The organism is Rheinheimera sp. (genome assembly GCF_030824435.1).
Taxonomy (GTDB): domain Bacteria; phylum Pseudomonadota; class Gammaproteobacteria; order Enterobacterales; family Alteromonadaceae; genus Pararheinheimera.
Genome location: NZ_JAVBXS010000095.1, coordinates 21,478 through 34,575 on the forward strand (window position 1 = coordinate 21,478; position 13,098 = coordinate 34,575).

Here is a 13,098-nt window from a genome sequence, read left to right on the forward strand (position 1 = left end):
CTGCCATCAGACGGGGCAAAGGGGGTACTGCCGTTGCTCCTCAGGCTTTGGGTAAATCCACATAAAAACAGCTGCCGTGTCCTTCTTCGGAGCTAAAGCTGATGCGGCCGTTCATCCGTTCGACCAGTTCTTTACAAATGGCCAGGCCAAGACCAGTGCCTTGTTGTTGCCTGCTGCTTGACGCATCCGCCTGACTAAATTTCTGAAAAATCATGGGCCTGAATTGTTGTGGAATACCGCTGCCGTGATCACAAACGCTGATCCGCATAAAACCCGGCAAGGACTGCAGTTTCAGTTGTACCACAGCACCATCCGGCGAAAACTTGATGGCATTGGATAATAAATTCGACAAAATCTGCGCTAAACGTTGTGCATCAACCAACACCGGCTGATCCTCGCTTGTAGTGGCAGCTTCAATACGGATTGACCTTTTGGCGCCATACACCTGGTTGGCTTCGACACTTTGCATCAGCAAAGGCCATAACAACTGGGCTTCAAGATGAAAAACCATACCGCCGGCGGCAATTTTTTCCAGATCCAGCAAATCATTGATCAACATCGTTAATCTTTTGCTGTTGTCATGCGCCACTTTCAGCATATGTTGTTTCAGCTGCGCATGGCCCTCATCTTCCAGCACCTGATGACAAAGCAAATCCAAAGCGCCGGAAATCGAGGTGAGTGGTGTACGCAATTCATGGCTGACGGTGGCAACAAATTCATCTTTCATCTGGGCAATACGTTTACGTTCGGTAATATCACTGAGCACCAGATAAAGTTTTTCTACCTGTTGCTGACCGTCACGAAATTGCGGATAAAGATCCAGATTGCACCACAAATACGCCTGTATTTCTGCATGCCAGAAGCCAAGTTCATACCCTGTCACAGCTTCACCTGTTAACAAGGCATTTAATACCGGCTGCAACGGCGCAGGCGGCAATGCTTGGGGCGGCATAATTTGCCAGTCTGGCGCCAAAGGTAAGTTCCCCTGCAGCTGCGCCATGCTCAAAGCCATCAGTTTTAACGCCGCCGGATTGGCATCCAGCAATTGAGCATTGGCACCATAAATCAACACCCCCTGCCCCATATGCAAAAACAACTGATGAAATCTCGCTTCAGATTCGGCCCGTTTTTTTGCCATCCGATCCGCCAGTTGCAGCGCTTGTTGTTGCCGGCTTAATAACTCCAGCACCAGCAAAAATAACAAAGAGCTGATGGCAAAACCAAGCAAGGGTATAGACCAGTTCAGCTGGGAGCTAAACTGGCGCTCAAAATTATTACGGCTGGTTAAGGTTAATAACCACTGATGGCCATAAGCCGGTAGCTGATAACGGGTGCTGAATAAGGCTTTGGTGTCAGGCTCAGCCTCATGCCAGAGCGCCGAGTTGTACATTAAGTTTGTGTCAGCACTACTGTGGCCATCGTGAATAGTAAAGTCGACCATTAAGTCTCTGTTGCCAAGCAGGCCGTGCATCAGGTCGTCCATCCGGTAAGGGCTGTAGACAAAACCAAATAAGGCCGCCCAGCGTTCGGCTGCAGTGCCAAGCGGCCGGCTTTTATCATACACAGGCACATACATTAAAAAACCGGCCTGCTGCGGGCCTTTAATTTCCTGTTTTAAGGTGACTTTGCCTGAAATGGTGGTGCTATTGTTGTCAACGGCATCTTGCATGGCTTTGCGCCGCACCGGCTCAGAAAACATGTCATAACCAAGAGCTGCCCTGTTCCTTTCATTGTCAGGTTCAAGATACATAATGACAGTGTAAAAATCGCGTTCACCTTCAGGTGTCACTTGTTGTGGCGGCAAATTTTCTGTGGTTAACATGGCATGATAAGCAGCTATCTCTGCAGCCGGAATAGCTTTTACCACGCCAACCCCCTGAATACCCGGGAAATTGACTTTGAGATTTAATCTGTTGGCAAAAGCCCGCCACTCTTCAGAACTAACATGGTCACTGGCATCAAAAAAACCGGCACCACTTAATAAAATCTGTTCGTGATCCTGCAGCCGTTTTTGAATAGAAGCCAACACTTCACGGTTATGCAGTTCAAATTCGGCTTTGGCACGTTGATGTTGGTTGCTGAGCAGGCTTTGCCATAAAACGGCTGTTGCCAATAACCCAAGCAGCAGAATAAGCCAGGCGGCTATTCCTCTTGGGCTAAAAGCGGTATGAACCAATAATTTCATTAGTGATGACAAGCTGTTAGAACAACAATGTGGTTAATCTTAGCGTTAATTCTGCAGTCTGAATATGCGGCTAAAGTTTTAGATTCAAAGCCAGGCAATGCCAGGTTCAGCGCAACCAGTCAGACAACAACTGCAGCTCCAGCAGCTCACCACTGGCAATATCGGCTTTTTCCAGCGCCAAAGGCACCAGACAATTAGCGGCCAACAAAGATGACAACATGCCAGAGCTGTCCATCATCACAGGCTCCAGCTGCAGCTGGCCATTTTGCTGGCTGAGGACAGCCCGCTGAAAATCCAACCGGCCCGGTTTTTTTGGAAACTTTGTTTTGGCTGTGGCCTGCAACCGCAATGCTGGCGTGGCTTGTTCACCGGCAAGTTTTCTCAGTGCTGGTTGGGCCAGTTGATCAAGAGTTAACACCGCAGACACCGGGTTGCCTGGTAAACCAAAAAACCAGCAATTGCCGAGTTTGCCAAAAGCAAAAGGTTTACCTGGTTTAATAGCCACCTGCCAGAAACTTACCTGACCCAGCTCTTCCAGCACCTGACGGGTGTAATCGGCGTCTCCTACTGACACACCACCGCTGGTCACCAGCACATCCACTTCAGTGGCGGCTTGGGCAAAAGCCGCTTTGAGCAGCGCTGGCTCGTCCGCCACCCAACCATAATCAGTCAGACCAACGCCAAGCCGCGCTAACATGGCCCCCAGCACAAATCTGTTGCTGTCATACAGCTGACCTTCGGCCAGCGGCAAGCCTGGTGCCACCAGCTCGTCGCCAGTGGAAATAATGCCTACTTTTAACTGCTGATACACGGGGAGCTTTGCATAACCCAAAGTGGCAGCAAGACCAAGCTGCAAAGGGCCAAGCCTTTGGCCCTGTTTCAGCACCACTGCACCTTGTTGAATTTCACTGCCGGCTAGCCGCACATGCTCACCACGTTTGGGCTGGCAACACAAACGTATATTATCCGCGCCTTGTTGCTCCACCTGCTCCTGCATCACCACAGTATCAAGTTCTGCCGGCAATTTGGCGCCTGTCATAATGCGGATACAACAACCTGGTGGCAGCGGCCCCTGATACGGATGTCCGGCCAGACTTTGCCCGACCAGAGTCAACAATGGTTGTGCTATAGCGTCTGAATACCGGAAGGCATAACCGTCCATCGCTGCATTGGTATAAGCCGGAATTTGCAAAGGCGACAGCACATCTTCAGCCAATACCCAACCCAATGCCTGCGCCAGAGGTTGCTGCTGCACTTTTTGTTGGCAGCTGACGGCCTCCAGCAGCTGCGACAACGCCTGCTGAAATGACAACATTGGTTTTTTTCCCTGCGGCAAAGCTGCTGTGGCGGCCATGAGTGTGCTCCGTTAAATTATGTGTTGCTGACAACCAGGGCGCGCGCCGCTAAAAGCCACGCGCTGTTATTGCCTGCTGTCAGAAACTGCGCGCGTCGTTAAACAAGTGCTGTTAAGCGTTTCGGCCCTGGTGATTTACCATCCAGACAGCGGCTTCAACCCTGGAGCGCAAATTAAGTTTTTTCAACAGATGCTTTACATGCACCTTCACAGTGCCGTCGGAAATATCCAGCTCGCGGGCAATCAGTTTATTGCTTTGACCTTTAGCTATCAGGCTGAGAATTTCATATTCGCGGTTGGTCAGGCTGTTAATGTCGGCCGCTGGTTTTTCCGCCGGCCGGCGAATCGCAGTGGCAAGGGCGGCATTAACGGCGTCACTTAACACCATTTTGCCACTGGCAGCTTTTTTAATTTGCTCCAGCAGTTCATCCGGATCCGAGTCTTTTAATAAATAACCGTCAGCGCCCAGGCCAATGGCTTTGATCACATCTTCGTTGCTGTCCGACACTGTCAGCATCACAATACGTGAGGTCACCCCTTCATCGCGCAGCCTTTTCAGCGTTTCCAGCCCGTCCATGCCCTGCATATTTAAATCGAGAATAATCAAATCAGGGTCAAGCTCGGGTGCGCTCGCCAGCGCTTCAGCACCAGAGCCGGCTTCGGCCACCACTTCAAATTCGGCTTCAAAAGCCAATAACTGCCGTAAGCCTTTGCGTAACAGCGGATGGTCATCAACCAGCATCACTGTGGTTTTACAATCTGACATTTTTTGCTCCAACACCATTCAGGTTTATGCGCTTATGCTGCATGCTTGCTTGGCCGATAAAGTTGATTTATATCATGTCAGACGCAAAGTCTGACCCGCTGCATTTTTACGCCTAAAGTTTGCCTTTAAACTTCACGGTTATAAATCATTGTTTATAAACTAAAAAACTGACAGCACCTGCAAAACTACCACTTTATAGGTATCCATTCTGCGCAGTATGGCTGTTGTAACTAACTCCTCAGTCTCATTGTGGCCTTGCTGCTGTGCCTGCATAGTTTCAGCGCACCTTTTGTGGGTTAGCTCGGAGTGGACTATGTCGAATTTAAAACGTTGGGAGCCGGAAAACGAGACGTTCTGGCAACAGCAAGGCAGTAAAATTGCAAACCGGAACCTGTGGATCTCCATTCCCAGCCTGTTATGTGGTTTTGGCGTCTGGATGCTGTGGAGTATTGTCACAGTACAAATGTTAAATGTGGGTTTTCCTTTTACCACCAGTGAGTTATTTACCTTAACCGCCATTGCTGGTTTAACGGGCGCCACCTTACGTATTCCATCAAGCTTTTTTGTCCGGCTTTGTGGTGGCCGTTATACGCTGTTTTTAACCACAACTTTGTTGATGATCCCGGCTGTGGGCACGGGTTTGGCGTTGCAGGATAAAAGCACCCCGCTGTGGGTATTTCAGCTGATGGCGTTGTTATCCGGTATTGGTGGTGGCAATTTTGCTTCTTCCATGTCGAATATCAGCTTCTTTTTCCCGAAAAAACAACAAGGTTTGGCGTTGGGTTTAAATGCTGGCCTTGGCAATTTTGGTGTCACCACAGTGCAGATTGCGGTGCCACTATTTATGTCTTATGGCGTGTTTTCACTGTTTGGCGCCGGTGACCCTATGGTGCTGGAAAAAGCCAGTGGTACTGTGATTGGCACCATTGCTGCCGGCACTCAAACCTGGATCCAGAACTCCGGTTTTTCCTGGTTGATTACCTTAGTGCCGCTGGCGTTTTTATTGTGGTTTGGCACCAATAACCTAAACACTGAAGAAGTCACCCCCAAGCTGCCGGCAGCCCCGGTTTCTTTTGCCATTATTTTGTCGATGCTCGGTATTGGTTTTTTAACTTCTATTGTTGGCCTCTGGCTGATGCTGCCACAAAATGCCAATGGTTCTGGTTTTGGCATTCCCAAAGAAATTGTCATTATTCTGGTGTTATTCAGCACTGTGATGTTGTTAAAACTGCTGCCGGGCGCTATCCGCACCAGTTTAGACCGGCAATACAAAATTTTTAATAATAAACACACCTGGGTGATGAGTGTGTTGTACGTGATGACCTTTGGCTCTTTTATCGGCTTTTCGGCGGCCTTTCCACTGTCGATTCAGGTGATTTTTGGCTATAGCCATATCATGGTGGACGGTGTGATGACCCACACTACACCAAACCCTAATGGCCCAAGCGCGTTAACTTATGCCTGGATAGCACCTTTTATTGGCGCTTTAATCCGCCCTGTGGGTGGCTGGGTTGCCGATAAAGTGGGTGGTGCTTTTGTCACCCAAATCTGTTCAGTGATCATGATTGTTTGTGCTTTAGGCGCGGCTTATTACATGCAGCTGGCTTATCAAAGCGCAACACCAGAGCAATATTTTGTGCCTTGTTTCCTGATTTTCTTGGGTTTATTTGCCGCCAGCGGTATTGGCAACGGTTCCACCTTCAGAACCATAGCTGTGGTATTCCCTAAAGAACAGGCAGGCCCTGTGCTTGGCTGGACATCGGCAGTCGCAGCCTACGGTGCTTTTTATATTCCACAGGTTCTGGGTGAACAAATTAAAGCCGCCACGCCGGAATATGCCATGGTTGGTTTTGCCGCGTTTTACGCTTTATGTCTGGTATTAAACTGGTTCTTTTACCTGCGTAAATCAGGTGAGTTTTATAACCCATAACAAAAAATACCAGCGCAAAACCACAAAAATGCCAGTCAGCTTTGACTGGCATTTTTTTGCGTTCTGGTCATTGCTCTGATCTGGCTCAAAGGTTGATAAGGCTTGGCTTCAGCTAAATGTTCGTCAGATAAACATATGGGCAAAGGCATTAAACAACAAGCCAATCACAACAATGCCGCAGACCACAATGCCAACAAACAACAGTAACAACGGCAGTTTAATCACTTTTTTCAGCATGATTAACGATGGCAAAGATAAAGCGGTCACCGACATCATAAAAGCCAGTGCAGTGCCAAGCCCTACCCCTTTACTGACCAAAGCTTCAGCAACAGGTAAGGTACCAAAGATATCGGCATACATAGGCACACCAATCAAAGTTGCCACAAAAACCGACCACCAGTTGTCCTGCCCCAGCACCGAAGTCACCCAGGCTTGTGGCAGCCAGTTATGAATAGCTGCGCCAATAGCCACACCAAGCAGCACATAAAACCAAACCCGCTGAAAAATATCGGCCACCTGGGCTTTGGCATAATCAAAACGGTCTTTGCGGCTAAGCTCTGCCTGCGGTATATCCAGCACAGGGCTGTGCAGTACAAAAGATTCTACATAACGACTCATATTGGCTTTGCTGATCAAAGTGCCGCCAATCACCGCCAGCACTATACCCACCAGCACATAAGCAATGGCAATAGACCAGTTAAAAATGCTGGCCAATAAAATCACCGACGCCAGATCAACCAAAGGTGACGAAATTAAAAACGAAAAAGTCACCCCAAGCGGCAAACCCGCGCTGCTAAAACCAATAAAAAGCGGAATGGAAGAACAAGAGCAAAATGGTGTGATAGTGCCCATCAAAGCGCCGGTGAGATTTGCTTTAAAACCACGCATACCACCCAGAATTTTTCTGGTGCGCTGTGGTGGAAAATAACTTTGTAGCCAGGATACAGTAAAAATAAGCACAGCCAACAATATAAAAATTTTGATCACGTCATAAATAAAAAAATGCAGACTGGCGCCCCAACGCGACTGCATCGACAAACCAAAAACATCTTCCACCAGCATTTTGACTACATCAGCTAACCACTGCATTTTCAGCAGCTGGTTATTCAGCCAGCTCCAAACCTCCATTTGTATCCCCTTATGTTGCCGCATGCAGTTTTAAGCATAGCATTGACATATGAAAAAACATATATATCATAAATGATATATATGGAGAAACATATGTTATCTATGCCTACTCTGATTTTTATTTGTACAGAAAACTCGGCCCGCTCGCTGATGGCTCAAGCCATTGCCCGCAGCCAGTATGCCAACAGGTTCGAGGTTTTTAGTGCGGGCAGTCAGCCAACTTACCCGGATCTCAGAGCGTTAGATGCTATAAAACGACATGGTCTCTCCAGCGAAGGTTTAGCCTCAAAACCGTTGTCTGCTTTTGAAGAGACTGAGTTTGATTACGCCATAGTGTTATGCAGCAAAGCCCGGCAGGAGTGTCAGAAGGCGTTAAAAGCGCGGCATATTCTGGCATGGGATTTTCCGGATCCAAAAGAAACCGGCACCGCCAAAGCTTACGACACCACAATGAATGAGCTCAGCGAGCGGCTCAAGATGTTTGTGTTGCTCTATGATAAGTCTCAACACAACAATGCAATAAAGGTGGCAACTGACATGTCCCCCGTTGAATTTTTTAAATTACTGGCCGACGAAACCCGCTTGTTTTCACTGTTACTGATTGCGCAGGAAGGTGAACTTTGTGTCTGTGAGTTGATGTCGGCATTGAGTGAATCACAACCGAAAATTTCCCGGCACCTTGCCATGCTCAGAAGTGCCAGAGTATTGCTGGACCGCCGCCAGGGCCAATGGGTATTTTACCGGCTGAATCCGGAATTGCCTCAATGGGCCAGAGACACGCTGGAACAAACCAGAGCTCAGAATAGCGGATTGCTCACCCCCTTATTGAATAACCTTTGTGCCATGGGCGAAAGACCGGAGCGGGCAAAAGCCTGCTGCGCCTGAATAAGTCAATAAAGGGAGTCAGCGCGGAGCACAGCATGAAAATTTTGTTTTTGTGTACCCATAACGCCTGTCGCAGCATTCTGGCAGAGGCGATTTTTCGCGCTGAAGCCCTTACAGCAGGGATGGATATCAAAGTGCAAAGTGCCGGCTCTGCGCCACGTGGTCAGGTGCATCCGTTAACACTGCAATATCTGAGCGCCAGCCATATCGACACCACAGAGCTTTACAGCAAAAGCTGGGATGATTTGGCAGATTATGCACCGGATCTGGTGATCACTGTTTGTGATCAAGCCGCCGGAGAGTCCTGCCCGGTTTGGTTTGGTAACGCAGTGAAAGCACACTGGTCGCTGCCAGACCCCAGCCGGGCCACCCTGAGTCCAGGTGCACAACAACAAGAATTTGCAGCTTTGCACCAGGCGCTGCAACAACGTGCCAAAGCATTGTTTCAGGCGACAACAACCCCTGACAGCACAATGTTATCGGCCATAGCTACAAGTTTTCCGTTGCAACTTGCCGGTTCTTTCCCGTCAAACTGAAGCTGTAACCAAGGAGTTTATGTGGGCATTTTTGAACGTTATTTATCTATTTGGGTTGCGCTGGCGATGGCCATGGGTGTGCTGGCCGGCTTGTGGCAGCCGGCCTGGTTTAGCCTGGTGGCGTCTTTTGAATATGCACAGGTGAATGGTGTCATTGCGCTACTGATTTGGCTGATGATTTACCCCATGATGGTGCAGGTTGATTTTGCCGCTATCCGCGACGTTGGCAAAAAGCCAGCTGGTTTGCTGCTGACGCTGGTGATCAATTGGCTGATAAAACCCTTTACCATGGCGCTGCTGGGCTGGTTGTTTTTCCGGCTGTTGTTTGCCGATTGGGTTGACCCACAGACCGCCACTGAATATATCGCCGGGATGATTTTATTGGGTGTTGCACCTTGCACCGCTATGGTGTTTGTCTGGAGCCAGCTGACCAAAGGTGACGCTAATTACACCCTGGTGCAGGTGTCGGTGAATGATCTGATCATGATTTTTGCGTTTGCCCCTATCAGCGCCTGGCTGCTTGGGGTGTCCGATATCACAGTGCCCTGGTCGACTTTATTGTTGTCCGTTGTACTTTATGTGGTATTGCCGCTGCTGGCTGGGGTGCTGACCCGCCGTTATCTGGCAAACCGCTCTTTGTCCGGCGAAGACGCTATCCGCTCTTTTGCGGCACAGATTAAACCCTGGTCGGTCTTTGGTTTATTGGCAACAGTGGTGCTGTTATTTGGCTTTCAGGCACAAACCATTCTCAGTCAGCCGCTGGCAATAGTGCTGATTGCCATCCCGTTATTGCTGCAAACCTATGGCATTTTTGCCCTGAGTTATTTTGTTGGCTGCAAACTCAAACTGCCACACAACATTGCCGCCCCTGCCGGCATGATTGGCGCCAGTAACTTCTTTGAACTGGCTGTTGCTGTGGCTATTTCATTGTTTGGCCTGCATTCAGGGGCTGCACTTGCCACAGTAGTGGGTGTACTGGTCGAAGTGCCGGTTATGTTGTCGCTGGTGTGGTTTGCCAATCGCACCCGTCACTGGTTTGCCAATGCATAAAGCTTTCACTGAGCTGATAAAGGAATTGTGATGACCCATCCGTATAACCTGTTACCACTGGAGCCGCACAAGCCTGCCGGCCTTATTTTTACGCCCTGCCCCGGCACTAAAGGCACATCGGTGGACGATGCCCTGACCACACTGCAACAAGCGGGTGCAACGGCGCTTATCACACTGATGCCTCAAGCCGAGCTGGAAGCGCATCAGGCTGCCACTTTGGCTGAACATTGCGCCGCCAAAGGCTTATGGTGGTTTCACTGCCCTATTGCTGACGACGAAGCACCGGCGGCGGATTTTACCAAAACCTGGCAACAGGCTGGTGCGCAGGTGCATCAGCTGTTGTCAGCAGGGAAAACAGTAGCAATCCACTGTAAAGGTGGTTCGGGTCGTACCGGCTTAATAGCGGCGCAAATTCTGTTGGAGCGTGGTGAACCACAAGATGTTGTACAACACAAAGTGCAGGCGATTAGGCCTTATGCCTTAACCTTGCCTGCACATGTCGCTTATTTTCAACAAGTTGCGGAGACTCAATCATGAAAGAATTTAAAGTGTTAGGTATGGGTTGTAGTAAATGTGCCAAAACCGTTGAATCCATTGAGCGTATTGCTGCCGAGCTTGGCATCGAGGTTCAGATAGAAAAGATTGAAGACATGCAGCAAATCATTGGCTTTGGTGTGATGAGCACCCCAGCCGTTGTATTAAATAACCTTGTGGTGCATACGGGCTCCATCCCGCACCGGGAACAGATTGAACAGTGGCTGAAAAGCTAAAACAGAGGATAATTTGATGAGCATTAAAGTAGGTATTAACGGTTTTGGCCGTATCGGCCGGTTAGCTTTGCGCGCCGCTTTTGACTGGCCTGAATTTGAGTTTGTACAAATTAACGACCCGGCCGGCGACGCCGCCACTTTTGCCCATCTGCTGAATTTTGACTCAGTGCATGGCCGCTGGCTGCATCAGGCAGAAGCTCTGGGTAATCAAGTCGTTATCAACGGCAAAATGATTGCGGTTAGCCATCACAAAAATATCAATGACACCGACTGGTCAGGTTGTGATCTGGTGCTTGAATGTTCCGGCAAAATGAAAAGCAAAGCCGTGTTGCAGGCGTATCTGACTCAGGGCGTCAAACGGGTGGTGGTCAGTGCGCCGGTAAAAGAGCTTGGTGTGCTGAATGTGGTGATGGGCGTGAATCATCAGCTTTTTGATGCAGCAAAACACCAGATAGTGACAGCCGCCAGCTGCACCACCAACTGTTTAGCCCCTGTGGTCAAAGTAATTCATGAAAACCTCGGCATTAAACATGGTGCTATCACCACTATTCACGACTTAACCAACACCCAGTCGATTTTGGATACCCCGCACAAAGATTTACGTCGCGCCCGCGCCTGTGGCAGCAGTTTAATTCCAACCACCACGGGTTCAGCCACAGCTATTACCGAAATTTTCCCAGAGCTTAAAGGCCGGTTAAATGGCCATGCGGTGCGGGTGCCGCTGGCCAATGCCTCCCTCACCGACTGTGTGTTTGAAGTGGAACGCGCCACCACAGCCGAAGAAGTCAATGCTTTACTCAAAGCCGCGGCTGAAGGTGAACTGAAAAACATCTTAGGTTATGAAGAGCGGCCTTTGGTGTCGGTGGATTATAAAACTGACCCACGCTCCAGCGTTATTGATGCTTTGTCGACCATGGTGGTGAACGGCACCCAGGTTAAAATTTACGCCTGGTACGACAACGAATGGGGTTACGCCAACCGCACTGTGGAACTGGCGCTGCTGGTGGGCCGGGCAGGTGAAGGCTTTCCGGTTTAAAAAAGGCTTTATCGCTCAACGAACTCTTTATCCTTTAATCAACTTTGTGTAGTTCAAACAATTGCGGGGCAAACGCCGATTAAGGTTGCGTCAGGCTGATTCAAACAGCAATAAAGACCTGCCCCGCTGGTGCCTGACAGAATAACGGCTGTGGTATCGCAGCCTTATTGCTTCATTTGGGAATAATCATGTCTGCATTAGCGGCCAACGCTGGCCTGAAACAATATCTGCTGGTCACCGGCAATTATTGGGCTTTTACTCTGACCGACGGCGCTTTGCGCATGCTAATAGTGCTGCATTTTTATACGCTGGGTTATAGCCCGCTCGCCATTGCTTCGTTGTTTTTGTTTTATGAGTTTTTTGGTGTCGTCACCAACTTAGTGGGCGGCTGGCTGGGTGCCCGTATTGGCCTGAATAAAACCATGCATATTGGCCTGCTGCTGCAGGTGCTGGCGCTTGCCATGTTGCTGGTGCCAGCCTCTATGTTGACAGTGGTTTGGGTGATGGCAGCGCAGGCGCTGTCTGGTATTGCCAAAGACCTCAACAAAATGAGTGCCAAAAGTTCACTCAAACTGCTGTTGCCAGACAATGCCCAGAGCGCTTTGTATCAATGGGTAGCGATTTTAACCGGCTCTAAAAATGCACTGAAAGGCGTTGGTTTTTTCCTCGGCGGCTTATTACTCAGCCTTTGGGGTTTTCAGGGCGCTGTTGCTGCCATGGCCGGCGCACTGGCGCTTATCTGGCTGCTGAGCTTGGTGCTTTTGAAAAAAGACTTGGGCAAAAGTAGTTTTAAACCCAAATTTAAAGACTTGCTCTCCAAAAGTACCGCCATAAACAAACTGTCGGCAGCACGGCTGTTGTTATTTGGCGCCCGTGATGTCTGGTTTGTGATTGCATTGCCGCTGTATTTATCCAGCCATTTTTCCTGGAGCCAGGCCGAAGTGGGCGCTTTTCTGGCGTTTTGGGTGATAGCTTATGGCGCTGTACAGGCTTTTGCCCCGGCCATTACCGGCCGCAGCTCTGGCCGTCAAAGTGGCAACAACAGCACACCGGATGCCACCACGGCTTTGCACTGGGCCTTATTACTTTGTGTTATTCCGGCACTGCTAAGCTTTGCTCTGGTGTACAGCAACAGTGCAATCTGGGTGTTGATTGTTGGCCTGTTGTTATTTGGCGCTGTTTTTGCGGTGAATTCGTCTTTGCACAGTTATCTGATTGTAAGCATGGCCGGCCGTGATGGCGTATCGCTTGATGTAGGTTTTTATTATATGGCCAACGCCATGGGCCGGCTGATTGGCACGCTGTTATCGGGCTGGGTCTATCAGGCTTATGGGTTTTACGCTTGCCTCTGGGTGTCCAGCGCTTTTTTACTTGGCACAGTGCTGGTGACCTGGCGTTTAAACAGCGCAGCAAAGGCCGCCGGGCAGTAAAACAGACCAGCTGCAGTTGCGAAAAGTC

At 49.4% G+C, this 13,098-nt stretch carries 12 protein-coding genes; 8 read left to right on the top strand and 4 right to left on the bottom strand.

Annotated elements, in window-relative coordinates:
* Positions 1–40 precede the first annotated feature (40 nt).
* The 3 genes from RCH83_RS15750 to narL form a co-directional block, all read right to left on the bottom strand.
* Entirely contained in the window at positions 41–2,185 is a 2,145-nt protein-coding gene (locus tag RCH83_RS15750) for a CHASE domain-containing protein (RefSeq protein WP_306523734.1), read from the bottom strand.
* A 106-nt stretch (positions 2,186–2,291) separates the two neighbouring features.
* A complete protein-coding gene (gene glp, locus RCH83_RS15755) occupies positions 2,292–3,539 on the bottom strand; it encodes a gephyrin-like molybdotransferase Glp (protein WP_306523735.1) in 1,248 nt (415 codons plus the stop codon).
* 112 nt (positions 3,540–3,651) lie between these two features.
* The gene (narL, locus tag RCH83_RS15760) at positions 3,652–4,305 is read right to left on the bottom strand and encodes a two-component system response regulator NarL (protein ID WP_306523736.1); all 654 of its coding nucleotides are present in this window, start codon (positions 4,303–4,305) and stop codon (positions 3,652–3,654) included.
* A gap of 313 nt (positions 4,306–4,618) precedes the next feature.
* Between narL and RCH83_RS15765 the strand changes: the two genes are divergently transcribed.
* On the top strand, positions 4,619–6,235 hold the full coding sequence (locus tag RCH83_RS15765; protein WP_306523737.1) for an MFS transporter: 1,617 nt from the start codon (positions 4,619–4,621) through the stop codon (positions 6,233–6,235).
* Positions 6,236–6,358: 123 nt separating this feature from the next.
* Here RCH83_RS15765 and RCH83_RS15770 read toward each other — a convergent pair whose 3' ends face one another.
* Entirely contained in the window at positions 6,359–7,363 is a 1,005-nt protein-coding gene (locus tag RCH83_RS15770) for a permease (protein ID WP_306523738.1), read from the bottom strand.
* Positions 7,364–7,456: 93 nt separating this feature from the next.
* On the opposite strand from RCH83_RS15770, the gene RCH83_RS17650 reads away from it, so the two are divergent.
* From RCH83_RS17650 to arsJ, 7 genes are all read left to right on the top strand, one after another.
* Positions 7,457–8,248 (top strand): metalloregulator ArsR/SmtB family transcription factor, encoded by a 792-nt coding sequence (locus RCH83_RS17650; protein WP_373689793.1) that lies wholly within the window; start codon positions 7,457–7,459, stop codon positions 8,246–8,248.
* Positions 8,249–8,283: 35 nt separating this feature from the next.
* On the top strand, positions 8,284–8,784 hold the full coding sequence (locus RCH83_RS15785) for an arsenate reductase ArsC (RefSeq protein WP_306523739.1): 501 nt from the start codon (positions 8,284–8,286) through the stop codon (positions 8,782–8,784).
* Positions 8,785–8,805: 21 nt separating this feature from the next.
* Complete coding sequence (arsB, locus tag RCH83_RS15790) at positions 8,806–9,834, top strand: ACR3 family arsenite efflux transporter (RefSeq protein WP_306523740.1); 1,029 nt, start codon at positions 8,806–8,808, stop codon at positions 9,832–9,834.
* 30 nt (positions 9,835–9,864) lie between these two features.
* Entirely contained in the window at positions 9,865–10,371 is a 507-nt protein-coding gene (locus RCH83_RS15795; protein ID WP_306523741.1) for a tyrosine-protein phosphatase, read from the top strand.
* The gene (locus tag RCH83_RS15800) at positions 10,368–10,604 is read left to right on the top strand and encodes a thioredoxin family protein (RefSeq protein WP_306523742.1); all 237 of its coding nucleotides are present in this window, start codon (positions 10,368–10,370) and stop codon (positions 10,602–10,604) included. The genes RCH83_RS15795 and RCH83_RS15800 overlap by 4 nt, the downstream gene beginning before the upstream one ends.
* A 16-nt stretch (positions 10,605–10,620) precedes the next feature.
* Positions 10,621–11,640, top strand: a complete 1,020-nt coding sequence (locus RCH83_RS15805; RefSeq protein WP_306523743.1) for an ArsJ-associated glyceraldehyde-3-phosphate dehydrogenase — start codon at positions 10,621–10,623, stop codon at positions 11,638–11,640.
* 188 nt (positions 11,641–11,828) lie between these two features.
* Entirely contained in the window at positions 11,829–13,070 is a 1,242-nt protein-coding gene (gene arsJ / locus RCH83_RS15810; protein ID WP_306523744.1) for an organoarsenical effux MFS transporter ArsJ, read from the top strand.
* Positions 13,071–13,098 lie beyond the last annotated feature (28 nt).

Excerpts from the sequence above, each read along its gene's own strand:
- RCH83_RS15750 (WP_306523734.1), bottom strand. The coding sequence starts at position 2,185 with ATGAAATTATTGGTTCATACCGCTTTTAGCCCAAGAGGAATAGCCGCC.
- glp (WP_306523735.1), bottom strand. The coding sequence starts at position 3,539 with ATGGCCGCCACAGCAGCTTTGCCGCAGGGAAAAAAACCAATGTTGTCA.
- narL (WP_306523736.1), bottom strand. The coding sequence starts at position 4,305 with ATGTCAGATTGTAAAACCACAGTGATGCTGGTTGATGACCATCCGCTG.
- RCH83_RS15765 (WP_306523737.1), top strand. The coding sequence starts at position 4,619 with ATGTCGAATTTAAAACGTTGGGAGCCGGAAAACGAGACGTTCTGGCAA.
- RCH83_RS15770 (WP_306523738.1), bottom strand. The coding sequence starts at position 7,363 with ATGGAGGTTTGGAGCTGGCTGAATAACCAGCTGCTGAAAATGCAGTGG.
- RCH83_RS17650 (WP_373689793.1), top strand. The coding sequence starts at position 7,457 with ATGTTATCTATGCCTACTCTGATTTTTATTTGTACAGAAAACTCGGCC.
- RCH83_RS15785 (WP_306523739.1), top strand. The coding sequence starts at position 8,284 with ATGAAAATTTTGTTTTTGTGTACCCATAACGCCTGTCGCAGCATTCTG.
- RCH83_RS15795 (WP_306523741.1), top strand. The coding sequence starts at position 9,865 with ATGACCCATCCGTATAACCTGTTACCACTGGAGCCGCACAAGCCTGCC.
- RCH83_RS15800 (WP_306523742.1), top strand. The coding sequence starts at position 10,368 with ATGAAAGAATTTAAAGTGTTAGGTATGGGTTGTAGTAAATGTGCCAAA.
- RCH83_RS15805 (WP_306523743.1), top strand. The coding sequence starts at position 10,621 with ATGAGCATTAAAGTAGGTATTAACGGTTTTGGCCGTATCGGCCGGTTA.
- arsJ (WP_306523744.1), top strand. The coding sequence starts at position 11,829 with ATGTCTGCATTAGCGGCCAACGCTGGCCTGAAACAATATCTGCTGGTC.